Annotated in this window: 24 protein-coding genes; 13 read left to right on the top strand and 11 right to left on the bottom strand. The window is 57.6% G+C overall.

The window, feature by feature from the left end; translation table 11 throughout:
• Window positions 1–201 precede the first annotated feature (201 nt).
• Complete coding sequence (locus L362_RS14645; RefSeq protein WP_008501281.1) at window positions 202–468, top strand: putative hemolysin; 267 nt, start codon at window positions 202–204, stop codon at window positions 466–468.
• Here the strand turns inward: L362_RS14645 and hslJ are convergent, their stop codons facing one another.
• The 6 genes from hslJ to L362_RS24890 form a co-directional block, all read right to left on the bottom strand.
• Window positions 469–906 carry a heat shock protein HslJ gene (gene hslJ / locus L362_RS14650; RefSeq protein ID WP_023344252.1) on the bottom strand — a complete coding sequence of 146 codons (438 nt, stop codon included), beginning with the start codon at window positions 904–906 and terminating at the stop codon, window positions 469–471.
• 126 nt (window positions 907–1,032) lie between these two features.
• Window positions 1,033–1,161 (bottom strand): DUF2474 domain-containing protein, encoded by a 129-nt coding sequence (locus L362_RS14655; RefSeq protein WP_008501283.1) that lies wholly within the window; start codon window positions 1,159–1,161, stop codon window positions 1,033–1,035.
• Entirely contained in the window at window positions 1,161–2,171 is a 1,011-nt protein-coding gene (cydB, locus tag L362_RS14660; protein ID WP_023344251.1) for a cytochrome d ubiquinol oxidase subunit II, read from the bottom strand. The genes L362_RS14655 and cydB overlap by 1 nt, the downstream gene beginning before the upstream one ends.
• Window positions 2,171–3,571 (bottom strand): cytochrome ubiquinol oxidase subunit I, encoded by a 1,401-nt coding sequence (locus tag L362_RS14665; RefSeq protein ID WP_023344250.1) that lies wholly within the window; start codon window positions 3,569–3,571, stop codon window positions 2,171–2,173. The genes cydB and L362_RS14665 overlap by 1 nt, the downstream gene beginning before the upstream one ends.
• Window positions 3,572–3,692: 121 nt before the next feature.
• Window positions 3,693–4,187 (bottom strand): DUF3828 domain-containing protein, encoded by a 495-nt coding sequence (locus L362_RS14670; RefSeq protein ID WP_023344249.1) that lies wholly within the window; start codon window positions 4,185–4,187, stop codon window positions 3,693–3,695.
• Window positions 4,184–4,555: a hypothetical protein gene (locus tag L362_RS24890; RefSeq protein ID WP_023292286.1), complete on the bottom strand. Its 372-nt coding sequence runs from the start codon at window positions 4,553–4,555 to the stop codon at window positions 4,184–4,186. Before L362_RS24890 ends, L362_RS14670 begins: the two co-directional genes overlap by 4 nt.
• Window positions 4,556–5,014: 459 nt before the next feature.
• Between L362_RS24890 and L362_RS14675 the strand changes: the two genes are divergently transcribed.
• From L362_RS14675 to L362_RS14710, 9 genes are all read left to right on the top strand, one after another.
• Window positions 5,015–5,203 carry a cold shock small protein YmcF gene (locus L362_RS14675; RefSeq protein WP_023344248.1) on the top strand — a complete coding sequence of 63 codons (189 nt, stop codon included), beginning with the start codon at window positions 5,015–5,017 and terminating at the stop codon, window positions 5,201–5,203.
• An 82-nt stretch (window positions 5,204–5,285) separates the two neighbouring features.
• Window positions 5,286–6,695: an aminotransferase-like domain-containing protein gene (locus L362_RS14680; RefSeq protein WP_023344247.1), complete on the top strand. Its 1,410-nt coding sequence runs from the start codon at window positions 5,286–5,288 to the stop codon at window positions 6,693–6,695.
• 271 nt (window positions 6,696–6,966) lie between these two features.
• Window positions 6,967–8,112: a putative ABC transporter substrate-binding protein YdcS gene (ydcS, locus tag L362_RS14685; RefSeq protein ID WP_023344246.1), complete on the top strand. Its 1,146-nt coding sequence runs from the start codon at window positions 6,967–6,969 to the stop codon at window positions 8,110–8,112.
• Between the two features lie 17 nt (window positions 8,113–8,129).
• A complete protein-coding gene (locus tag L362_RS14690; protein ID WP_023344245.1) occupies window positions 8,130–9,143 on the top strand; it encodes an ABC transporter ATP-binding protein in 1,014 nt (337 codons plus the stop codon).
• A 1-nt stretch (window position 9,144) separates the two neighbouring features.
• On the top strand, window positions 9,145–10,089 hold the full coding sequence (locus tag L362_RS14695) for an ABC transporter permease (RefSeq protein WP_023292289.1): 945 nt from the start codon (window positions 9,145–9,147) through the stop codon (window positions 10,087–10,089).
• Window positions 10,079–10,885 (top strand): ABC transporter permease, encoded by an 807-nt coding sequence (locus L362_RS14700; RefSeq protein WP_023292290.1) that lies wholly within the window; start codon window positions 10,079–10,081, stop codon window positions 10,883–10,885. Before L362_RS14695 ends, L362_RS14700 begins: the two co-directional genes overlap by 11 nt.
• Before the next feature lie 24 nt (window positions 10,886–10,909).
• Window positions 10,910–12,334 carry an aminobutyraldehyde dehydrogenase gene (patD, locus tag L362_RS14705; RefSeq protein ID WP_021240249.1) on the top strand — a complete coding sequence of 475 codons (1,425 nt, stop codon included), beginning with the start codon at window positions 10,910–10,912 and terminating at the stop codon, window positions 12,332–12,334.
• Window positions 12,335–12,516: 182 nt separating this feature from the next.
• A complete protein-coding gene (locus L362_RS0122910) occupies window positions 12,517–12,690 on the top strand; it encodes a GhoT/OrtT family toxin (protein WP_013096478.1) in 174 nt (57 codons plus the stop codon).
• An 86-nt stretch (window positions 12,691–12,776) separates the two neighbouring features.
• Entirely contained in the window at window positions 12,777–13,532 is a 756-nt protein-coding gene (locus L362_RS14710; protein ID WP_023344244.1) for an alpha/beta fold hydrolase, read from the top strand.
• Between the two features lie 70 nt (window positions 13,533–13,602).
• Here L362_RS14710 and L362_RS14715 read toward each other — a convergent pair whose 3' ends face one another.
• Genes L362_RS14715 through L362_RS14725 form a run of 3 tightly spaced genes read right to left on the bottom strand, consistent with a single transcriptional unit; the run spans window position 13,603 to window position 20,112 of the window.
• On the bottom strand, window positions 13,603–15,780 hold the full coding sequence (locus L362_RS14715) for a virulence factor SrfC family protein (protein ID WP_023344243.1): 2,178 nt from the start codon (window positions 15,778–15,780) through the stop codon (window positions 13,603–13,605).
• Window positions 15,777–18,758: a virulence factor SrfB gene (locus L362_RS14720; protein WP_023344242.1), complete on the bottom strand. Its 2,982-nt coding sequence runs from the start codon at window positions 18,756–18,758 to the stop codon at window positions 15,777–15,779. Before L362_RS14720 ends, L362_RS14715 begins: the two co-directional genes overlap by 4 nt.
• A 4-nt stretch (window positions 18,759–18,762) precedes the next feature.
• Window positions 18,763–20,112, bottom strand: a complete 1,350-nt coding sequence (locus L362_RS14725; RefSeq protein ID WP_023344241.1) for an SrfA family protein — start codon at window positions 20,110–20,112, stop codon at window positions 18,763–18,765.
• 283 nt (window positions 20,113–20,395) lie between these two features.
• Here L362_RS14725 and L362_RS14730 point away from each other — a divergent pair, with 283 nt between their 5' ends.
• Both L362_RS14730 and L362_RS14735 read left to right on the top strand, forming a co-directional pair.
• Window positions 20,396–21,994 carry an ABC transporter substrate-binding protein gene (locus L362_RS14730; protein WP_023344240.1) on the top strand — a complete coding sequence of 533 codons (1,599 nt, stop codon included), beginning with the start codon at window positions 20,396–20,398 and terminating at the stop codon, window positions 21,992–21,994.
• Window positions 21,995–22,094: 100 nt separating this feature from the next.
• Window positions 22,095–22,328 (top strand): YdcY family protein, encoded by a 234-nt coding sequence (locus L362_RS14735; RefSeq protein WP_023292296.1) that lies wholly within the window; start codon window positions 22,095–22,097, stop codon window positions 22,326–22,328.
• A 3-nt stretch (window positions 22,329–22,331) separates the two neighbouring features.
• Here the strand turns inward: L362_RS14735 and L362_RS14740 are convergent, their stop codons facing one another.
• Window positions 22,332–22,781 carry a DMT family transporter gene (locus L362_RS14740; protein ID WP_023292297.1) on the bottom strand — a complete coding sequence of 150 codons (450 nt, stop codon included), beginning with the start codon at window positions 22,779–22,781 and terminating at the stop codon, window positions 22,332–22,334.
• Window positions 22,778–23,296: a GNAT family N-acetyltransferase gene (locus tag L362_RS14745; protein WP_023292298.1), complete on the bottom strand. Its 519-nt coding sequence runs from the start codon at window positions 23,294–23,296 to the stop codon at window positions 22,778–22,780. The genes L362_RS14740 and L362_RS14745 overlap by 4 nt, the downstream gene beginning before the upstream one ends.
• A gap of 148 nt (window positions 23,297–23,444) precedes the next feature.
• Here L362_RS14745 and L362_RS14750 point away from each other — a divergent pair, with 148 nt between their 5' ends.
• Entirely contained in the window at window positions 23,445–24,020 is a 576-nt protein-coding gene (locus L362_RS14750) for a helix-turn-helix domain-containing protein (RefSeq protein ID WP_008501301.1), read from the top strand.
• Window positions 24,021–24,038: the final 18 nt, after the last annotated feature.

Below are 24,038 nucleotides of genomic sequence, written 5' to 3'. Positions count from 1 at the left end.
TGTATTCTAGCAAACGGGGGATTTTTCGATTTTCGCTTTTGTGTCCTCGTTATTCCTGCCATCAATGAGTAGATCAAACTTTTGGCAGAAAAATTGCGAGAAATTGTTTCAGGAGCGCATAAATACGCACTTCCGCTCTCGACGGCACGGGATGGGATGCCTATTATGCATAGGTTTCGCATTATTCATGGGGGAGAGAGCATGCGCTCAGCATTTTTGGTAGGGTGTGCCGCATTATTGTTGTCGGCATGCAGCAGTGAACCTGTCCAGCAGGCAACGGCCGCGCACGTGGTGCCGGGTATGAAAGCCGCGATGTCCAGCTCCGGTCAGGCCAACTGCGCGATGATTGGCGGTTCGCTGTCGGTAGCTCGCCAGCTTGATGGTTCAGCTATTGGGATGTGCGCCTTGCCAAACGGCAAACGCTGCAGTGAACAGTCGCTTGCCGTTGGAACCTGCGGTAACTACTGATTATTCTGCACGCTTAAACATCAGCGTTTTATCGGCTGTCGCCAGCGTTAACTGGTCTTCAGTCAGATCGACCTGCGCGCCTTTGCGCAGCATGTCGCCGATGGCCTGATCCAGCTCGTTAAGCTGCGGCTCATTACAGAGCTTGCGAGCCATGGCCAGCGTTTTCACCTTCAGCTCGCCTTCGGACAATTTCCCCTGTCCGTTGAAGCGGTTACACATCTGGCCAGAAACGCTGATGTTATTCACCAGGCTGATATCTGGCAGTGCGCTAAAACCGATCTCAGGTTGCGTTGTCGCGGTCTTCACGGCCTTACCGTCCACACTTTCCAGCACAAAGCGGTGGTTCTTAAGTTGCTCCGGCTGAACGGAGGCTTTACCCGGATTAACGCAGCCGGTAAGGACAAGACTGATAACACTTAACGCAATGAGCTTTTTCATTTTTCTTCTCAAACTATAAACACTGTGAATCTTTTTCCAGTGTAACGATACTCTGCCATGCGTTAATGGGGTTTATCTGAAAGTGCGGGGAGGAGCCGGGCAACGCAGCGGTTGCCCGGGATGACGTTAATGTGATTTAAACCCTGCCGCCGTCATCAGCATACGGAAGAGCATACTGACCGCAGCCAGCGCCAGTACGCTGCCGCCCCAGATAATGGCCAGCCACAGTAATCTTTTCCAGACCGGTTGTTGCATCAGTGATAACCCTCCCCATGCTGAACTTTGCCGCGAAATACGTAGTAACTCCAGAAGGTGTAGACCAGGATAACGGGAATGATCAATAGCGCGCCAACCAGCATAAAGCCCTGGCTTTGCGTCGGTGCGGCGGCCTGCCACAGGGTGATTGACGGTGGAATGATGTGCGGCCAGATGCTGATCCCAAGCCCGCTAAAGCCGAGGAAGATCAGCCCCAGCGTCAGGATAAACGGTCGGCTATGGCTGTCGGGATTATTCAGGCAGCGCCACTGATACAAACTAAAAATCACCACCAGGGCCGGGACGGGCAGCAGATAGAACAGATTCGGCAGCGTAAACCAGCGCGCCTCGATGGCCGGCTGCGCCAGCGGTGTCCAGAGGCTGATCGCCGCAATAAACGCCAGCAGCACGATTAACAGGGTTTTCGATACCTGACGCATCCGATGTTGCAATGCATTTTCGCTTTTCATTACCAGCCAGGTCGAGCCTAACAGCGCGTAGGCCACCACCAGGCCCGCGCCGCAAAACAGATTAAACGCGGTAAACCAGTCAAAGGGGCCGCCGGTATAGGCCCGGCCGGTGACGGTAAAGCCGTTAATGACGGCGCCCACCGTCACGCCCTGGGTAAACGTCGCCAGAATGGAACCGCCTATAAATGCCTTATCCCAGAAAGGACGGTGTGCTGGCGTGGCTTTAAAGCGAAACTCAAACGCTACGCCACGAAAAATAAGACCGATCAGCATTAATGTGAGCGGAATGGTGAGGGCATCGATAATCACGGCGTAGGCCAGCGGAAAGGCGCCGAACAGGGCGGCCCCGCCCAGCACCAGCCAGGTTTCATTCCCGTCCCAGACCGGCGCGACGCTGTTAACCATCACATCGCGATCGTCGGCGTTCTGCGTGGCCGGGAACAGAATGCCAATCCCCAGATCAAAACCGTCCATCACGATATACATCAGCGTGGCAAAGACGATGATCACAAACCAGATAATGGAAAGATCGATACCCATTACGGCTGCTCCTTATGTTCAGTTGTGACGGCAGAAAGCGGGCGCGCCGGACGTCCGTCGGACTCGGTGGCGAAAGATTCATGCGGCTGCGGGCCTTTTCGGATGAGGCGCACCATATAGCTGTAACCCACGCCAAATACCGAGGTGTAAACAACGAAGAAGGCCAGCAGGCTCACGCTCATATGCAAATCGCCATGGGCAGAAACCGCATCCTTCGTGCGCTGGAGCCCATAGACCACCCACGGCTGGCGGCCCACTTCGGTGGTGATCCACCCGGCCAGAATAGCAATCAGCCCGGAGGGCCCCATCAGCAGGGCAAACCACAGGAAAGGACGGGAAGAATAAATGCGCTTTTTATAGCGCAGCCAGAGTGCCGTCACCCCAAGCAGCAGCATCAGCATGCCCAGGCCCGCCATAATGCGGAACGACCAGAAGACGATGGTGGAATTTGGGCGGTCTTCCTTTGGAAACTCTTTGAGCGCCGGTACCTGTTTATCCAGACTGTGCGTCAGAATAAGGCTGCCGAGTGCGGGGATCTCCAGTCCAAAGCGGGTGCGCTCCTGTTCCATATCCGGCCAGCCAAACAGCAGTAGCGGGGTAGGCTCGCCCGGCGGGTTTTCCCAGTGCCCTTCAATGGCGGCAATTTTCGCGGGCTGGTACTTTAAGGTGTTCAGCCCGTGCATATCGCCCACCATGGCCTGGAGGGGCGCGACAATCAGCGTCATCCACAGCGCCATTGAAAACATTGCCCGGATGGCGGGGGTATTATTCTCGCGCAGCAGATGCCATGCCGCGGATGCGCCAACAAACAGGGCGCTGCTCAGGAACGCGGCTATCGACATGTGCAGCAGGCGGTAAGGGAAGGAGGGGTTAAACACCACGGCGAACCAGTCCACCGGTACCACCTGACCGTTGACGATCTCATAGCCCTGCGGGGTTTGCATCCAGCTGTTGGAGGAGAGGATCCAAAAGGTGGAGATAATGGTCCCCAGTGCCACCATGCAGGTGGAAAAGAAGTGCAGCCTCGGCCCGACTTTATTCCAGCCGAACAGCATCACGCCGAGGAACCCGGCTTCGAGGAAGAAGGCGGTAAGCACTTCATAGGTCAGAAGCGGGCCGGTAATACTGCCCGCAAACTGCGAAAAGCCGCTCCAGTTGGTGCCAAACTGGTAGGCCATCACCAGCCCGGAGACCACGCCCATGCCAAAGTTGACGGCAAAAATCTTCGACCAGAAATGGTACAGCGAGCGCCAGACCGGATTTTTTGTTTTCAGCCACAGCCCTTCGAGTACGGCAAGGTAGCTTGCGAGACCAATGGTGATGGCCGGGAAAATAATGTGGAAGGATACGGTAAAGGCAAACTGTATCCGCGCAAGGTGAAAAGCATCCAAACCAAACATGCAAAACTCCGCGATGTAATTATGTCGATGCCATTCTAAGCCTCGCCAGCTCTGGGTTGCAGAAACAGACCCGGCATATTTACCTATAACAGTTTGCCCAGTGTATTATTTATAGATGTGCTTAAAGTCCGCTTTTCGCTAATGACTTTGCCCGAGTAATTGCTCCGGCATTAAATATGGGGTGCTCGTAGCGATCGGTTACGTCACTCACGCGGTAAATTTTCCACTTTCCGTCTTCACGACGCATATAGACTTCAAGATTAAGAAACCCGCCGTTCTCAATACCAATCCGGACAGGAAGAACTTCGCCATTGATGAATTGATACGGCGCACCAACCTCGAGCCGCTTCACCCAAGAGGGATCATAATCCTGAACATAAGCGAAATAATCTGACCCCAGGATTTCCTGTTCAGGAATAGACTCTATCTCGTTAAGTCGGGATAGCGTATCTGCCGCAACGTACTCTCTAAGCTGAGGGTATTCACCATCACTTTCCGCAAAAAATGTCAGATAGTTGGAGTAAAATTCTTCCGCCCGTTCGGCAGCACTCTGCTGAGGTACGCACGTACAAGCTGATAATAATAACGCCAGAGTAATTATAATCCCCCTCATCATCGACTCATCCTGTAAATCTTATAGGTTGGTTGTGCGCGGCGGTAACCGGGTCCGGGGTACATACTGAGCTGGGTAAAATCTGAGATCCACCGAGTGCCGTCGAACATTGTCATATGGCCGCTTGAGTTTCCCCCGGGATAGGGCTGAATTACAGCCACATCTCCGCTAAGCAACGTTGAACCAGGAGGAACCTCTTTAAATCCTGCACGCAAAAGTTTTGGTCCATAATCCTTTGCATCATGTGTACGTTCAAGCGTAATGCCGCCAGCGATTATGGCACGACGTGTAAACTTCGCGCATTCGTTATGAGAGTGTCCAAGCGCATGCGAGCGGAGGTAAGAAACAGCCGCGTCTTTATTCCAACTCATTGATAGTTCCTTTCTGTAAGGTAAGAGCGAAATTCCTGCTTGAGCAAGACAAGTAGCAGAGTGTTCATCAGCCTGTTGTTAATACTCTGTGGTTGATGATATGAGTAGGCAAAAAATGTTATATATTATATTTATATTTCATGTGGTTATGTCTGTATGGCCGGGGATTGTAAACATCAATATTTAATAACATGGACGAGCATCAGGGAATAAAAACATTCTTTTTATGAATTTTCCGCATTAAACCGCTTGCTTTGTCGTCAGCGTCGTGCGTTAATGGCCTTCTGGTTTTGAGTCCAAATAAATATCTGACGTAGTTTTATAAAGCAGTTCTCATCACGTTGTGCCTCTCCGCAGCCTCTCTTGGGTCTTTATCTACATTCCGATTCGTTTTGTTTAAAACCATTATGCCCAATCGGCCCATTAGTAATTTACGTTTTTACGTTTCAGGAGAAACCTATGACTTCATATATCCATTTTCGCTGCCCATGCTGTCATGGCTCGCAGTACCGTACCTCAGCCTTTGACGTGTCTGAGAAAAACCCGTTTGGCGCGAAATGCATTTTTTGCAAATCGTCGATGATCACGCTCGACCACCTGGCCGCCGCGCGTTCCGCTCAGAGCCACGTGACCGAATACTGTAAGTAATTCATCTTCCAGACTATAACAGTTCGCTAAATCTTCTCTTTTTCTCCTGCTGATATACACTGTCGGTCTTAAGGAGAATCTGATGAAAAAATACCAGCGTCTGGCGCAACAAATTATCTCGCAGATTGAGCTTGGCGTATGGCTGCCGGGCGATAAGCTGCCTTCCCTGCGAGAGCAGGTGGCAAGCAGCGGCATGAGTTTTATGACCGTTGGCCACGCGTATCAGATGCTGGAAAGTCAGGGGCGCATTGTCGCCAGACCGCAGTCGGGCTATTACGTTGCCTCGCGCCCGACCGCACAACAGCCTGCGCCACCCGCTCAGGTGATGCGTGACGAAGCGGTGGATATCAATACCTACATCTTCGACGTCTTACAGGCCAGCCGCGACCCGTCCGTTGTTCCTTTTGCTTCCGCGTTTCCCGACCCCAGGCTTTTCCCGCTTCAGCAGCTCAACCGTTCGCTGGCAAACGTCAGCAAAACCGCGACGGCGATGAGCGTGATTGAGAACCTGCCGCCGGGAAACGTCGATCTCCGCCACGCCATTGCCCGCCGCTACGCGCAGCAGGGGATGAACATCTCCCCGGAAGAGATCGTGATCACCGCAGGCGCGCTCGAAGCGCTGAATCTTAGCCTTCAGGCGGTAACCGAGCCGGGTGACTGGGTGATTGTCGAAAACCCCTGTTTTTACGGTGCGCTGCAGGCGCTGGAACGCCTGAAGCTCAAAGCGTTGTCGATTGCGACGGACGTTCGCGAGGGGATCGATCTCAATGCCTTAGAGCAGGCGCTGAATGAATACCCGGTTAAAGCCTGCTGGATCATGACTAACAGCCAAAACCCGCTCGGCTTCACGCTGAGCGCGGAGAAAAAAGCCCAGCTTGTCGCCCTGTTAACCCAGCACAACGTCCCGCTGATTGAAGATGACGTCTACAGCGAGCTCTATTTTGGACGTGAAAAGCCGCTCCCGGCGAAAGCGTGGGATCGTCAGGACATGACGCTACACTGCTCGTCCTTTTCAAAATGTCTGGTGGCCGGTTTTCGCATCGGCTGGGTGGCGGCAGGAAAACACGCGCGGCGCATTCAGCAGCTGCAGCTGATGAGCACGCTTTCAACCAGTTCTCCCATGCAGCTGGCGCTGGTGGATTACCTGGCGACCAAACGCTACGACGCCCACCTGCGCCGCCTGCGGCGTACGCTGGCCGAGCGAAAGCAGCAGGCCTGGCAGTCACTTCTTCGCCATATGCCTGCGGGCGTCAAAATTCACCATAACGACAGCGGCTACTTTTTATGGCTGGAACTGCCGGCACAGCTGGACGCGGGGCTGCTGAGCGAAAACGCCTTAACGCACCACATCAGCATTGCTCCCGGAAAAATGTTTTCCACCTCTGACGCGTGGACGCCGTTCTTTCGTTTTAATACCTCCTGGGCCTGGGGAGAGCGGGAAGAGCAGGCGGTCATTCAGTTAGGAAAATTAATTAGCACGATGCTGGAATAATCCTTTCTCCGTTATTTAAATAATCAATTCTTATCCTGATGACGGCGCTGCGACTATTTCGCGGTGACCCGTCATAGGAAATCTGCATACCGTCTCTCGCGCCTAACCCCTTGTCTATAATCCAGTTAACGGGGAATGCGCCCTCGGTCACACCTTGATGAAATTTCCTGAAGCCGAACGGTGCGGCGCATTTGCGCGGTCTACGTTTAATAAGGGAGATATTTTTACGGCACGGCTGCCGCTAAATTTCATTGCGACAGGAGTAACTCTTATGAGCAAAAAATTTGCCCGCAGCAGCCTGTGCGCGCTCGGCATGACTATCATGACAGCGCAAGCCGCAGAACCACCAAAGGCCATTGGCGACGGGGAAGGTCGACTGGATATTATCGCCTGGCCGGGATATATCGAGCGGGGGCAGACGGATAAAAACTACGATTGGGTCACTCAGTTTGAAAAAGAGACCGGGTGTGCGGTCAACGTCAAAACGGCGGCCACGTCGGATGAAATGGTCAGCCTGATGGCGAAAGGGGGATATGACCTGGTGACCGCCTCAGGTGATGCCTCCCTGCGGCTGATCATGGGCAAACGCGTCCAGCCGATTAACCCCGATCTTATCCCCAACTGGAAAACCCTCGACGAGCGGATTGTGAAAGGGGAATGGTTTAACGTCGGCGGTAAAGTCTACGGCACGCCGTACCAGTGGGGGCCAAACCTGCTGATGTACAACACCAAAACCTTCCCGACGCCGCCGGACAGCTGGAGCGTCGTCTTTACCAAACAGGATCTGCCGGACGGTAAAACCAATCAGGGACGCGTGCAGGCCTATGACGGCCCGATTTATATCGCCGATGCGGCGCTGTTCGTCAAAGCGACCCAGCCGCAGTTGGGTATCAAAGACCCTTACCAGCTCACCGAAGCACAGTATGCCGCCGTGCTGAAAGTGCTGCGCGACCAGCATGCGCTGATCCACCGTTACTGGCATGACACCACCGTCCAGATGAGCGATTTCAAAAACGAGGGCGTGGTGGCCTCCAGCGCCTGGCCGTATCAGGCGAATGCCCTGAAGGCCGAGAACCAGCCCATTGCCACCGTCTTCCCGAAAGAGGGGGTGACAGGCTGGGCGGACACCACCATGCTGCACGCGCAGGCTAAACACCCGATGTGCGCCTACAAATGGATGAACTGGTCGCTGACGCCAAAAGTGCAGGGCGATCTGGCCGCATGGTTTGGCTCCCTGCCCGTGGTGCCGGAAGGGTGTAAAGCCAGCACGCTGCTGGGCGATAAAGGCTGCGAAACAAACGGTTATAATGAGTTCGACAAAATCATGTTCTGGAAAACCCCCATCGCAGAAGGCGGCAAATTTGTCCCTTACAGCCGCTGGACGCAGGATTACATCGCCATCATGGGCGGTCGTTAATTGCCCGGGAGCAGAACATGACGTACGCAGTCGAGTTTAACAATGTTTCCCGTCTGTACGGCGACGTCCGGGCGGTGGATGGGGTCACCATTGCGATCCGCGACGGAGAGTTTTTCTCCATGCTGGGGCCTTCGGGCTCCGGCAAAACCACCTGCCTGCGTCTGATCGCCGGTTTTGAACAGCTGTCAGGCGGGACGATTTCCATCTTCGGCAAAGAGGCGAGCGAACTGCCCCCCTGGGAGCGGGACGTGAACACCGTGTTTCAGGACTATGCGCTGTTCCCGCATATGTCGATCCTCGACAATGTCGCCTACGGGCTGATGGTCAAAGGCGTCGACAAGAAAAAACGCCATGCGCAGGCCCGCGATGCTCTGGAAAAAGTGGGCCTGAGTTTTGCCATCGCCCGTAAACCTTCGCAACTTTCCGGCGGCCAGCGTCAGCGTGTCGCCATCGCCCGCGCGCTGGTGAATGAACCGCGCGTCCTGCTGCTGGACGAGCCTTTAGGGGCACTCGATCTCAAGCTGCGGGAACAAATGCAGTTCGAGCTGAAGAAACTTCAGCAAGAACTCGGCATCACCTTTATTTTTGTCACCCACGATCAGGGCGAGGCCCTTTCCATGTCGGACCGGGTGGCGGTGTTCAATAACGGGCGCATCGAGCAGGTGGATACCCCACGCGATCTCTACATGCGTCCGCGCACGCCGTTTGTCGCCGGTTTTGTCGGCACCTCCAACGTTTTTGATGCGGGCCTTGCGCAGACGCTTTGCGGCATGGAGGGCACCTTTTCCCTGCGCCCTGAACATATTCGCCTTAATGAACAGGGTGACGTTCAGGTTCAGGGCGTCGTGCAGGCCGTACAGTATCAGGGGGCTGCCACGCGTCTGGAGCTGAAGCTCGCCGATGGCGCCAAACTGCTGGTGAGCCAGGCTAACTTCAGTGACGCCTCGCCGCTGAGCGGCATTGCGCCGGGGCAGGCGGTCATGGCGTCATGGTCGCGCGAGGCGATGATCCGCCTTCACGAGGAGAGGTGAAATGGATATGAGCGTTGCGCATCCTCCCGCCCCGCGCGGCCGTCTGAGCCGCATGACGGCCCTGTTCTGGCGAAAGCCGTCGCTCGGTCTGTTCCTGCTTCTGCTTGCGCCGCTGATGTGGTTTGGCATCGTCTATTTAGGGTCGCTGCTGACGCTGCTGTGGCAGGGGTTTTACACCTTTGACGATTTCACCATGGCGGTCACGCCGGATCTCACGCTGGCGAACATTCAGGCGCTCTTCAACCCGGCAAACTACGACATCATCCTGCGCACGTTAACGATGGCGATTGCGGTGACCATTGCCAGCGCCATCCTCGCATTCCCGATGGCCTGGTACATGGCGCGTTACACCAGCGGCAAGTGGAAAGCGTTTTTCTATATCGCCGTGATGCTGCCAATGTGGGCGAGCTATATCGTTAAAGCCTACGCCTGGACGCTGCTGCTGGCGAAGGACGGCGTGGCCCAGTGGTTTCTCAGCCATCTCGGCCTGGAGCCGATTCTGACCTCGATCCTGACGCTCCCGGCAATTGGCGGCAACACCTTGTCCACCTCCGGGCTGGGACGGTTTCTGGTCTTCGTTTACATCTGGCTGCCGTTTATGATCCTGCCCGTCCAGGCGGCGCTGGAACGCCTTCCGGCCTCGCTGCTGCAGGCCTCAGCCGACCTCGGCGCGCGTCCCCGGCAGACGTTCCGCTATGTCGTTCTGCCGCTGGCCATCCCGGGCATTGCGGCGGGTTCAATCTTCACCTTTTCCCTGACGCTGGGGGATTTCATCGTTCCTCAGCTGGTCGGCCCGCCGGGCTACTTCATTGGTAACATGGTCTACTCCCAGCAGGGCGCTATCGGCAATATGCCGATGGCCGCCGCGTTCACGCTGGTTCCCATCGTGCTGATTTCTCTTTATCTGGCGTTCGTGAAACGTCTGGGAGCATTCGATGCACTCTGAACGCGCACCGCTGTTCCTGAAAGTGGCAGCGTGGGGAGGCGTCATCTTCCTGCACTTCCCGCTGCTGATCATCGCGACCTATGCCTTCAACACCGAGGACGCCGCCTTCAGCTTTCCGCCACAGGGGCTGACGCTGAAGTGGTTTAGCGTGGCGGCGGGGCGCGGCGATATCATCGAATCCGTGACGTTGTCACTTCAGATTGCCGCGCTCTCTACCGCTATTGCCCTTGTGCTTGGCACGCTTGCTGCAGCAGCGCTGTGGCGAAGCGCGTTTTTTGGCAAGAATGCGATCTCTCTGCTGCTGCTGTTGCCGATTGCGTTACCGGGGATCATCACCGGCCTGGCGCTGTTGACGGCTTTCAAAACGATCAATCTTGAGCCGGGGTTTTTCACCATCGTGGTCGGACACGCCACCTTCTGCGTGGTGGTGGTGTTTAACAACGTGATTGCCCGGTTCAGACGCACCTCCTGGAGCCTGGTGGAAGCGTCGATGGATCTCGGGGCTGACGGGTGGCAAACCTTTCGCTATGTGGTGCTGCCCAATCTGGGTTCCGCGCTGCTGGCCGGGGGAATGCTGGCGTTTGCCCTGTCGTTTGACGAGATCATCGTCACAACGTTTACGGCGGGACACGAGCGCACGTTACCGCTGTGGTTGCTCAACCAGCTCGGGCGTCCGCGCGACGTGCCGGTCACCAACGTCGTGGCTCTGCTGGTGATGCTGGTGACAACTATCCCCATTCTGGGAGCCTGGTGGCTAACCCGCGACGGCGAAAACATTGCCGGCAGCGGGAAATAACAGTGAATTCAACAGGAAAATGCTATGCAAAAACATCTGCTGATAAACGGTGAGCTGGTTGCCGGAGAAGGTGAAAAACAGCCGGTTTATAACCCGGCCACCGGAGAGGTGCTGCTGGAAATTGCTGAGGCGTCAGCGGCCCAGGTCGATGCGGCGGTGCTGGCGGCTGACCGTGCTTTTGCGGCGTGGGGACAAACGACGCCGAAAACCCGCGCCGAGTGCCTGCTGAAGCTGGCGGATGCGATTGAAGCGCACGGTGAGGCGTTTGCCCGGCTCGAGTCCCTCAACTGCGGCAAGCCGCTGCACTGCGCGCTGGGGGATGAAATTCCGGCGGTGGTCGACGTTTTCCGTTTCTTTGCCGGGGCCGCCCGCTGCCTGAACGGTCTGGCAGCGGGCGAGTACCTTGACGGCCACACGTCGATGATTCGCCGCGATCCGGTGGGCGTGGTGGCCTCTATCGCGCCGTGGAACTACCCGCTGATGATGGCAGCCTGGAAGCTGGCCCCCGCGCTGGCGGCAGGGAACTGCGTGGTGATAAAGCCCTCTGAGATCACGCCCCTGACCGCGCTGAAGCTGGCAGAGCTGGCAAAAGATATCTTCCCGGCGGGCGTTCTGAACGTGCTGTTTGGTCGCGGGAAAACGGTCGGCGACCCGCTCACCGGGCACGAGAAGGTCCGCATGGTTTCGCTGACCGGTTCGATTGCGACCGGGGAACATATCATCGGCCATACGGCGTCCTCGATTAAACGCACCCATATGGAGCTGGGCGGCAAAGCGCCGGTGATCGTGTTTGATGATGCCGATCTGGATGCGGTGGTCGAAGGGGTGCGGACGTTTGGCTTCTACAATGCCGGGCAGGACTGTACGGCAGCCTGCCGCATTTATGCCCAGAAGGGAATCTATGCCCAACTGGTTGAAAAACTGGGTGCCGCAGTCGCCAGCCTTAAAATGGGGGCGCCGGAAGACACCTCGACCGAACTGGGACCGCTCAGCTCGGCCGCCCATTTGTCACGCGTCTGTCAGGCCGTCGATGAGGCGAAAGCGCTCGGCCATATCCGGGTTGTCACCGGCGGGAGCAAAAAAGAGGGGGCGGGCTACTACTTCCAGCCAACCCTTCTGGCGGGAGCAAAACAGGACGACGCCATCGTTCAGCGCGAGGTGTTTGGCCCGGTGGTGAGCGTCACCGAGTTTGATGACGAGGCGCAGGTGCTGGCCTGGGCAAACGACTCGCAATACGGCCTGGCGTCATCGGTCTGGACCAAAGACGTGGGGCGCGCCCATCGCCTGAGCGCGCGCCTGCAGTACGGCTGCACCTGGGTGAATACCCATTTTATGCTGGTGAGCGAAATGCCGCACGGCGGCATGAAATTATCGGGCTACGGGAAAGATATGTCGGTCTACGGGCTTGAGGATTATACGGTTGTCCGGCATGTCATGATCAAACACTGATCCGCTTAGCCTGGCCGCTTGCGCGGTCAGGCGTTCTCTTTGCCCGCCAGATGTGTTACGTAAGATACTCAATTGTTATTAGCCGTAATTTTTAAGTGGTTATTCTGTAACGAAAAAACTTGATCTGTGTCAACATATGACGCATATTGCGTGCGGTTATTTTTTCGGCTCTGGTATACAGAATGACGTTGTATCAAAAGATGTTGGTTTTTTACGCAATCATGGCTTCCATCTGCGCGTTAATCACCTGGTTCCTCTCAAAAGACCGCAAACGTATCCGCCTGCTGAGCGCTTTCCTGGTGGGGTCAACCTGGCCAATGAGCTTTCCCGTTGCGCTGCTGGTCTCGCTTTTCTGAAGCACGCTTCCAGTTTTAAAAGATGAACATAGCATTCCTGATGTGATAACTGTATAAATACACAGTGCATCATAAAAGGAGTGCTTATGAACAGTTTTTACTCGCAGCAGGCCGGTTGCACCGTACGCTGGCACGACTTGCCCGGCTCCGGCGATCCCGTGGTGTTCATTCACGGGCTGGGCTGCGCCGCTTCCTATGAATATCCCCGCGTCGTTTGTGACCCGCTTTTTGGCGCGCGCAGAGCGATTCTCATCGACTTGCCCGGCAGCGGCTACAGCGATAAGCCTGAGCACTACAGCTATAAAACCACTGACCAGGCGCACGTTGTGGCGGAGCTGATTGACCATCTTAAACTGGATTCCTTCTGGTTATACGGCCACAGCATGGGCGGCAGTATTGCTATCGAAACGGCGGGGCTGCTGGCTACGCGCGTGAAGGGACTGATGGTGTCAGAACCCAATTTTCACGCGGGTGGGGGGATGTTCAGCCGGTCAATCGCGGCGCAAAGCGAGCAACAGTTTCTGGAGCAGGGTTATGACGCTATGCTCAGCGCAGAAAAAAGCGCGTGGGCAGGGTGCCTGCAGAGCAATGCGGCTTATGCCGTCTGGCGCGGTGCATCCAGCCTGGTGGCGGGCGTTGAACCGGAATGGGAAGCGCAGTTTCTGTCACTTCCTTGCCCGGTAACGTTGATTTTTGGCGAGCTCTCTCTGCCGGATGACGATGTGGAAAATCTGCAACAGAAAGGCGTTGAGGTAAAAATTATCCCTGCGGCGGGGCACTCTATGTCGTGGGAAACCCCTTCTGCGCTGGCGCAGGCATTAGCCGGGTGTATGACGATGTAATTATTGTGCAATGTATCATCGTGGCGAAATGTAGGCCGGGTAAGCGCAGCGCCACCCGGCAAGAAGGCGGCTACATTATTAAAGCCCGTAGTGCCTGACGAGCGTCAGGCTGAACATCATGCGGGTGCTGGTAATCAATGTTCTCGATCGCGCGGCTATAGAGTGCGACCAGCCAGTCGTAAACGTACGCGGTAGCCGCATGGACCGGCTGTTCACCCAGACGCGTCAGGCGGGGCTCGGCGCTGCTCACCACCGGGGTGACGAAGATGGCCTGCCCCTTGCGGACGCGGCTTGCCGGGCGCGTCGCCACGGGCGTCTTGTCGTAACCCAGCCAGCCAACGAAATTGCCCATCACGGCATGCAGTTGCGCAGCGCTACTCTTATCCGCTTCGACAATTCGCTGCAGCTGCTGAGGCAGATCCAGCCGGTAGCTGGTGACCACCAGCACATCCGCAATTTGCTGCAACACCGCAGGATCCAGCCCAAGACGGGCGGCTGTCGCCTCGTTGCGGCTCCACTGGCGCAGATGATTTATCCAGACTTTGTGTGCCAGGCGCGCTTTGTCTTTGGTCTGGTACAGACCGGCGCTTTCCTGGGCGTTCTCGGCAAACAGGTCAATGGTATCCGTAAATAGCCCGTTAACCTGCTCCTCGCGCGGCTGCTGAACGGCTAACAGCGTTTCAAAGGCCTTCAGCGGCGGCAGCAGGCCTTCAAGCAGCTCGCCGTGGCGGGCGGCACTGCTTTGCAGCGTGCGCACCATGTTTTCTGCCTGAGTGCGTCGGATACCTGGCTCCTCAACCAGCGGTGCCAGGTAGCTTTGCATCATCGCCGAGAGCTCCAGACGCAGCGCGTTTTTGAGCGTGCCGAGACGCTTCTGTCGCTGCGCGGGCAGCGTGGCCTGAGACAGCCACTCAATGACGCGCTGCATGCTGTGGCTGTCCAGAGCCTGTAGCGTGCCCCAGCGCAAGCCGGGCTTTCCGAGCAGATGCTGTACGGCTTCATCGAGATTCTGCCGGGTGGTAAAGCGCGCGTCGTGCGGGGTTATCGCCCATACCAGACCCGGCAGGGCAGATTCTTCCGCAGGCTGCGTCTCCCTGACCCAGTTCATTAACACTTTTGCTTTTTTGGCCGTCTGTTCGTGCTGCGCCGTCGCGTTGCAGATGACCAGCACATCCGGCTGGAGCTGTTGACGGTAGTGCTCAAGCAGCCACTGGGATTTTGCCTGGCGTAGGGGATCGGCATGGCGGTCTTCAAACACCGGGATATCCATGATATCGACATTATCCAGCGCGCCGTTCTCAACCGGAAGTACCAGCTCGCGGGTCAGGAAGGCCAGCACATCGACGGGGAGGCTGATGGCGTTCAGCATCTCACCGTTGTTCAGCGGATGGAGAAGCGTCTCTTGCGTACTCTGCAGCGCTACCGAGCCGTCGTGCGTCAGGAACCCTTCGCCAGGCAGCCCGAAGCTGTCCACCAGCAGGCTAAGGGGGGCCGCAATCTCGCTGGCATGGCTGGTCTGGTGCAGCACATGGGCCAGATTTAACCACTGCTGGGTCAGTTCCTGCTGCTCGCCCCACAGCAACGACCAGACGCTGGCGCGGGTGCTGAGATCGAGCGAAGGCACCAGTTGGGCGAACTCGTGCCACAGGGCATCATCAATTTGCTGTTTCGCGGCGGGTACCGTGCTCTGCCAGAAGCGGGCAATCGCTCCCACGTCCTGCGCCGTGATGCCGGGCACGCTCTGCGGCTGGCGCAGCCCGCGCCATTTCTCCAGACGGGTCTCGATGACCGCCTTATCCACCGCGCGCATCTGCGGGTGCAGCGTCGTGCGGGCAATAAACAGCTGCACCAACTCGGCCTCGGTGACCAGGCTCAGGCGCAGCGGAAACGCCTCGTCAAGCGCCGCCGGGGTTTCCCGGGTGAAGCGGACGGCCATGTTGGTCAGGGCATGTCCCGGATTGATATGCGAAAAATAGTCAAAGGTGCGCTGGCCTGGCGTCACGTTCAGTCGACCATTGCCGCTGCCGCATAGCGACAACAGCAGGTGCGCTTTCGCGCTCTGCGAATGGCCGTAAAGCCCGATGCTGCGCTGGCGGGTCATGGCGCGTTCAATGGCCTGCTCGCGCGCCTGCGCCGCGTTGATGCGGGCAAGCAGGGCGTCGGCATCGTTATCCAGCACGGGGGCGTTCAGGCGCGTCTCGTTGATCCACCCGATTAAGGCCTGAGTGGTGGTGGTCGTCGCTGTCATTTCAGGTATACGCTCCCGCTGTCGATCCAGTAGTGGCTGCCGCTGTGTCGGCGGTCGGCCAGGGTATTCAGTTTGAAGGTTAAGGCGTCAGGCGCCACCGGCGTGCCGTCCTGCAGCCAGGCATCGCTCAGCTCGAAGGCCTCCGGGCCTTCATGCTTGCTGCCGCCGCAGAGTTTGAGCCGCACGTTCAGCACGCCGTCGCCGGCAATCGCTTTTGCCAGTTCGGCCGAGTTAATGCTGAGCGTGTAGAGCGGCGTGGCAGGCCAGCGCGCGTTCGCCAGCTGGCGGAAGCCGAGGGTGACGTTACCGCGCAGCGGGAAGTGCAGACGCGCGTCAAGCTTCGCGCCGGGTTTATCGAGATCGATATCCTGATACCAGACGTTTTCCTCGCGCAGGGTATTGACGGTGTTATCCAGCACGCCCAGATAGCGCACGGTGGAATACGCGCCAATGTCCGCGGCTTTAAAGTTGAAGCGCGGCAGACGCAGGTCAAGCGCCAGGCTGCAGAGCATGGCCCCCACGGCAGCGGTCGATTTCGGGTTGCCAATGCGTCCCTGCTGGCTGAACGGATACCACTCATGCACCTGGTATTTATCCAGCCAGACGATGCGGTTGACCGGCACCGGCTGCAGGTGGCGAATCAGCGCCTGAACGCCAGGCAGGCAGCCCGGGCGTCCGGTGATCAGCAGAATGTCGCAGCTATAATGGGAGATCGCCTCACACACCGCGTGGAGCGGGGAGGCCAGCGTAAACTGCCCGGCCAGCATCGCATCCTGCATTTCGCGGAAATTGACGTGCAGCGGCACGGCGAAGAGGTCAAAAGCGTCAGAACCCGCAGGCAGGGCATGGTCGATCGCCTGCTGCAGATAGTTCATCACGTTGCGGGTCGGCTTCTGCGGCAGGAGATCGCCAAAGGTGGCGTGCAGACCAGCCAGCGGATCGTCAACGTCGCTTGACTCCCACCCGGCAAGAATCGCATGACCAAGCGGCATAAACAGCTGCAGCGCCGTCTGCTGGCGCAGTACGGCCTGGGTATCAATGCGCCCGGAGTCGCCGAACAGTGAAGCCATCAGCAGCGAGGCGTCTGCGATACCGGATTTTTGCAGCTGCGTTTGCAGGGCGGGCAATACGTAGCGCTGAATCACGTCCAGAAGCGTATCGTCGCCCGCGACCTTAAACCCTTCCCGGAACAGCAGCTGCGGGGTGATTTTGACGTTATTGCCGGATCCGTCGTCCAGCTGGTAATGGGTGATCGCCATATCCGTTGTGCCGCCGCCGATGTCGATGGACGCGACGCGCAGCGCGCGTCCCGGCTGGCTGCCCGGCTCAGGCTCACGGTCCGGACGGGCAAGGGAGGCGAAGAAGGCTTCGGTCTGGCCGCCAAAGCGGGAGATGGCTTCGTTATACAGCCAGACCAGCTGACCGCAGCTGGCTTCATCCCACTCCATCTGGATTTCCGGTACCGGCACCACGCTTTTTTCCTGCTGTTTGCGGGTGACAAAATCCTCATCCTGCGGGTGCCAGCCCATCGCTTTCCAGACAATGGCGATGGCTTCAAACATGCGGCGTCGGAAGATCTCGCGCTCCTGCTTTGGCATGGCGGAGGGCAGCGTCAGGATCAGCGTGCGCAGCTGGCGCGGCGAGGCAGGGAAGCCCAGGCGCAGGCGCGTGGCGACGCTGTTGATCTGCCCCAGCGCCTGTGCCAGCAGCTCGCACAGCATATGGGTCATCAGGGTGCTGCGGCTGTACTGCGGCGAGAAGACCGGCAGGCGCTCGTCCTGCGGCAGCGTGAAGAGCGGCTCGCCGTCATCGTTCATCAGGTTCATCAGCGGGAACGCGGTGGCAAGCGGTTCACGCCGGGTCTTGCTGTTCATCTGGCTAAAGCGCCAGTCCTGCACGACCGGGGTTTCATCCCACAGGTAGCGACGCGGGCTGGAGATACCGCTGTTGCCCTCGGTGCCCAGACGCTGCATCGCCAGCTTGCGGGCTTCATCACCGACGCGGACAATCGACGGCCAGACGAAGGCATCTTCGCGACCGCTTTCCACCGAGAAGTGCTGCTTGCCAAAACGCGCTTCCGAAAACTCGAGACGACTGGTGAACAGCGGTTCGTTCAGGAACTGCGGCTCGCTGAGCGAGCGGACCTGCAGCTCGGCGGTCTGGCGCAGCCCATCGTTGGCATCGCCGTGGTCTTCAATAATGACGCCGCAGGTGTGGGTATTGCCCACGTCGAGGATCAGGTCGACCGGAATGGCAGGCGTGCTGAGCGTATGGGTGACAAATTTCACCTCAGGCACGGTGAGCTGTTCACCGAGCATGGTCAGCAGGTTGAGCCAGTGGGCCTGATACTCAAAGCTGCGCATCGCCTGCTGCAGGTCGCGTTCAGAGCGGTTCTCAACGCCGTCGGCATACTGGGTAAACGCCTCGCGCAGCCAGCCGTCAATCCAGGTCTGATCGAGGAAACTTTCTACCTCGCTATCGCGCCAGGCCAGCGCGAAGCGGGTGCCGTTCAGAATATCGTTTTCCACCGGGGAGAGCGCGGACGTGGCATGGTCGGCAATCTGGCTGTCAAGCGCGAGGGTCACGCGGTGGGTATTGCCTGCCGTGTCGGGGGTCTCAAGCTTGCGCACCTGAACGCGCGCCCAGTTATCCGGCCCTTCCACAAACGTCCGCGGCGGGTTGAAGCGCAGGAAAGGAACCGGAAGCCAGACGCCATCCAGTACCGTCAGCGATTGATGCAGCGGAATAGTGGTTTCCGGCTTGACCACTTCAGGCTGGCCGCCGTTCATGCCCGGCAGGGTATAGCGACCGTTGACCAGGTCGAAATCGAGGCGCAACAGCGGGCCGTTCGCGGTTTTACGTACGAAGCGCCCGTTGCTGGCGGAGTCCTGCGGCGTCAGACCGAAATCGAGGAACTGCACGCCGCTGTTGGCAATAAGCGTGACGCTTTGTTTATAGTCGCAAAGATTTACCAGCATAGGATCAGGCACCTGCTTTCTTGAACGTCAGTGGGACGACGGTGTTGGCATCATAACGGGCGCGACATTCTGCGATATCGCTGGTGCCTGCTTTACAGGCCACTTCCGGCATCGGGTAGCGGGAACCGTCGGTGCAGCGGGCAGTACCGCGACTCTTAATCATCAGCTCGCCATTGCTGTGCAGCCCGGAGAAGACCTCCGCGCGGCAGACAATGTTGTCGCCGTGGACAACGCGGGCGAAACCTTTGTTGTTCTGGATCTGATAGCGCAGCGACGGCGGCTTGCCGGTGACCGGATCCTTCACGTCGAGGATGGCGCGCCAGGTGCCGTTCAGGAAGCGCGTCGATCCCGCTTTCACCTGATTCGCTTCCATCACCATGGCGTCTTTCGGAATGGCGACAATCACCACCGGAGCGGGTTGTGGCGCAGCTTCAGCCGGAGCCGCTTCTTTTTCTTTGCTGGCCACGACCTCAGCCTGATGCAGCGGTAACTTCAGCGCCAGCGGTTCAACCGCCTTGATCGGCTTTGGCGCAATCTCCACGGGTTCAGGTGCGGGCGCCGGGGCGGGCTCAGCGGAAGGCGCCTGTTTTGGCCACAGCAGCGGGGCGGCAACGGCGGCAACGATCACGGCGGCAACCGGCAGGGTCCACAGGGGAACGCGGCGCTTTTTCACGATGTTCGCCGGAGCAGGTTCCTGGACTGGTTGCGCAACGACGGGGGCCGGTTCGGGCTCATACAGCTCCTCCGGCGTAATACGCACCACCGTGGACGGGGCGACCAGCGGCTCGTCAGCATGCTCAAAGGTCATCACCGGCTCTGGCTCAGGCTCGGGTTCAGGATCGTCAATCACAACGGGGGCTGGCTCAGGGATCAGGGACTCACGCAGGCAGTCGAGGACATCGTCGCGCGCGTTCTCGTTGAGGTTTACAAATCCCCAGAAGCTGATGACCGGCTTTCCGTCCACCAGGAAGAGGAAGTTTTCGCCCGGGAACTGAAATGCCTTCGACAGCAGAGAGCCAAAGAGCTGTTGCGCGGTTTTGGGCGACTGCAGGCATTTCTTGCTTAATGACTCGACGCTGGCGAGCGTGTTTTCCAGATAGCGCAGGGCGCGATAGCGATCATCTTCATCGGCCGCTTTCCAGCTGGTTACGCTCCCTTCAACCGGGGAATACCAGTCCACGCGGTCGCCGCTGTCGTTGACCTGAGGAATCGCCAGACAGTCGACGATGGCCTGTTGTTTGCGCAACCGGAGCGCTTCCCGGATTTGCAACGCTGATTCGAAAACGGCTTGTCCGCCGCCGCCAACGGCCTGAAAATCATCCAGATTACCGCTGCGTAAAAGAGTTTTTGCCACGATTTGATCCCATATACTTCTTCACACCATTACTTTAACGAACCGAGGACGCAACCAAACGGAGGAAGAGACGCTAAAAGCGCCGATTTCTTGCGGCATAGAAAGTGACGGTTGTGCTTGACGAATAATGGCACTTAAGACAAATCGTCTTTCTGGGCGCTGGCGGTTAAAACAGCAAAAACCGCGGCTTTAGAATAACCTGATAGTGTTTCGTTATTTGCCAGGTCAAAACGCCTGTGCTGTTATTACTGTCCTATATAATAAAACTGTCAGGGTTATAACCATGTCTACAGGGAAAACACTGCTCGCCCTTGCGCTGAGCGCGCTGTTACCAGCCGGTGCCGCATGGGCGGCAAACAACGACACCCTTATTTACTGTTCAGAAGCCTCCCCCGAGTCCTTCAACCCACAAATCGCCAGCTCTGGCCCGTCTTTTGTGGCCAGCTCTCAGGTGCTCTATAACCGCCTGATCAATTTCGACCCGGTGAAAAATACTCCGGTGCCGTCGCTGGCGGAGTCCTGGACAATCTCCCCGGACGGCAAGACCTATACCTTTACCCTGCGTAAAGGGGTGAAGTTCAACAGCAACAAATACTTCAAACCGACGCGCGATTTTAATGCCGATGACGTTATTTTCTCGGTCATGCGCCAGAAAGACCCTAAACACCCGTTCCACAACGTGTCGCAGGGCAACTACGAATACTTTAACGATGTGGGTCTCGATAAGCTGATCCAGGACGTGAAAAAGGTCGATGACTACCACGTCCAGTTCACCCTCAGCGAACCCAACGCTGCGTTTCTGGCCGACTGGGGGATGGATTTCGCCTCGATTCTCTCCGCGGAATACGCCGACGCGATGCTGAAAAAAGGCACGCCTGAAAACGTGGACACCTGGCCGATTGGTACCGGGCCATACGTGCTGCAGCAGTACAAAGTGGATTCGCTGATCCGCTACGTCGCGAACCCGAACTACTGGGAAGGCGAGGTGCCGACGAAGCATCTCATCTTCTCCATTACGCCAAACGTGGAAACCCGCCTGGCGAAGCTGCAGACCAACGAGTGCCAGATCATTCCTGCGCCATCCCCGGTACAGTTTGACGCCATCAAGAACAACAAAGACCTGACGCTGCACGTCGTCGATGCGCTGAACGTCGGTTATCTGGCGTTTAACACCGAGAAAAAACCGTTTGATAACGTGCTGGTGCGTCAGGCGCTCAACTACGCGACCGACAAGAAGGCCATCGTTAATGCGGTCTTTATGGGATCGGGCACGGTGGCAAAATCGCCGATCCCGCCAAATATGCTGGGCTTCAATAAAGACCTGAAGGACTACAGCTACGATCCTGAAAAAGCGAAAGCCCTGCTGAAGCAGGCGGGTCTGGAGAAGGGCGCGGAAGTCACGCTGTGGTCAATGCCGGTGCAGCGTCCGTATAACCCGAACTCGCGTCGTATCGCGGAGATGATCCAGAGCGACTGGGCGAAAGTCGGCGTGAAGGCCAAAATTGTCTCCTACGAGTGGGGCGAATATCTCTCCGGAATGCGTAAAGGCGAGCATGACTCCGCGCTGTTTGGCTGGATGTCCGACAACGGCGACCCGGACAACTTTGCCGACGTGCTGCTCGGCTGCAACAGCATTAAAACCGGCTCAAACGCCGCGCGCTGGTGCGATAAGGGGTATGATGCCCTCGTACAAAAAGCGAAGCTGACCAGCAGCCCGGCCGAGCGCGCGAAGCTCTATGGCCAGGCGCAGGAGATTTTCTATCAGCAGGCGCCGTGGATTGCGCTCGCAAACGGGAAAACGTTCTACGCGACCCGCAGCAACGTGAGCGGGTACAGCGTAAGCCTGATGGGCAGCGATTTCTCAAAAGCGAAGCTGAACTAAGCCTTTTTAGCCGGGTGGCGGCTCCGCCTTACCCGGCCTACATTTGGCACCTGTAGGCCCGGTAAGCGTAGCGCCACCGGGCACATAACGAGGAGTGACAATGTCACATTTAAACGAAGTTATCGCCCGCGTCGATGCCGCTATCGAAGAGAGCGTGATTACCCACATGAACGAACTGCTGATCGAATTAAGCGATGATGCGGAGCTGAGCCGTGAAGAGCGCTACACTCAGCAGCAGCGTCTGCGCACCGCAATTTCGCACCACGGTAAGCAGCATAAAGAGGAGATGGACGCGCGTGAGGAACAGCTGACGAAAGGCGGCACCATACTGTAACGTTCAAAACTGGCGTCGCGCCACCAGCCAGGCCCCGACCACCAGCATCACCGCGCCGCACACCGGGCCGATCAGGGCGCGCAGCGGGATGCCCTGGCTCCTCAGCACGTCCAGCACCAGCCCGCCAATCAGCTGGCTTGCCACCAGTACGGCGATGGTCGTCGCCGCGCCAACGTTCTGATAGCCGCTGATGCTGGCAAACACAAAAAACGACCCCAGCAGCCCCGGGATAAGCGTCCACCAGCGCACCGTTGCGGCGAGCTCGCTGAACCCGGCGACGCCCTGTTTCAGCAGCAGAATGCTGACAAACAGCACGATGCCGACCAGCGAATTCAGCAGCATCGCGATAAGAATGGTGGAGGAGGACTGGGTGATACGCACCATCAGGGTGTTTTGCACCACCAGACCGATGCCCGCCGCCACCAGAAACGCCAGCGTCAGTGACTGATTCATGGGATCGCGTCCGGGTCGCTGCGCTCGTCCAGCTGCAGCTGCATAAAGGTTAAGTCCAGCCAGCGGCCAAACTTGGTTCCCACCTGCGGCATTTGTCCCGTCGTCACAAAGCCGAGCGTTTCATGGAGATGAATCGAGGCATGGTTTTGCGCTTCAATCCCGGCCACCATCACGTGTTTACCGATGGCGCGGGCCTCGTTAATCAGCGCCTTCATCAGCGTGCGGCCAATCCCTTTGCCCTGATGGGCCGGGTGGACGTAGACCGAGTGCTCAACCGTATGACGGAAGCCGTCAAAGGCGCGCCAGTCGCCGAAAGAGGCGTAGCCGGTGATTACGCCGTCTTCCTCGCTCACCAGAACCGGGTAGCCCGCAAGCGAGCGCGCCTCAAACCAGGCGATGCGGTTATCGGTATCGACGGTTTTATCGTTCCAGATCGCGGCAGTGTGCAGCACCGCGTGGTTGTAAATCTCGCCTATCGCAGCGCAGTCTTCTTTGCAGGCATGACGAACGATCATGATGAAGCCTCTGTGTGTTGTTCACTATAGTATTACGTTATCGCTACGATATTACACAACTGTATCGCCCGATCGCTACGGCATAAGCCATATTTTTTTGTTATCAAAAGCCCATTGAATTGCCGTTCATACACTATAGTATGACGTCATGAACACCATAACAGACACAATGAATCAACGGATTAGCGCAAGAATTCGCCTTGAACGCGAGTCTCGCGGGTGGTCCCTGAGCGAGCTGGCGGACCGGGCAGGCGTCTCCCGCGCCATGATCCATAAAATCGAGCGCGGGGACAGTAGCCCGACAGCCACCTTGCTTGCCCGCCTGTCGGGGGCGTTTGGCATCAGCATGTCAACGCTCATTGCCCGGGCCGAAATGCAGGAGGGCAAGCTGCTGCGCCTGGCAAACCAGCCCGTCTGGCGCGACCCTCAGACGCACTACCTCCGCCGCCATGTTTCCCCCCGTACCGATCTGCCCATCGACCTTGTTCAGGTTGAACTGCCTGCGGGCAGCGATGTTCCGATGCCGGCCTCTTCTTACGCGCTGGCGCGTCAGCTTATCTGGCTGCAGTCCGGTGAGCTGGTGTTTCAGGAGGGCGATACGCGCCACGAGATGCACGCCGGAGACTGTCTTGAGCTGGGGCCGCCTAATGACTGCCGGTTCATCAACGAGACGAATGAAACCTGCATCTATCTGGTTGTACGCCTCAATCAGTCTGGCTCGTAATGCTAATGCGATAACGCT

The organism is Enterobacter sp. MGH 16 (assembly GCF_000493175.1).
GTDB lineage: Bacteria > Pseudomonadota > Gammaproteobacteria > Enterobacterales > Enterobacteriaceae > Enterobacter > Enterobacter roggenkampii.
The sequence above is the reverse complement of the archived record's forward strand: the minus strand, read 5'-3'. Positions and strand labels throughout refer to the sequence as shown.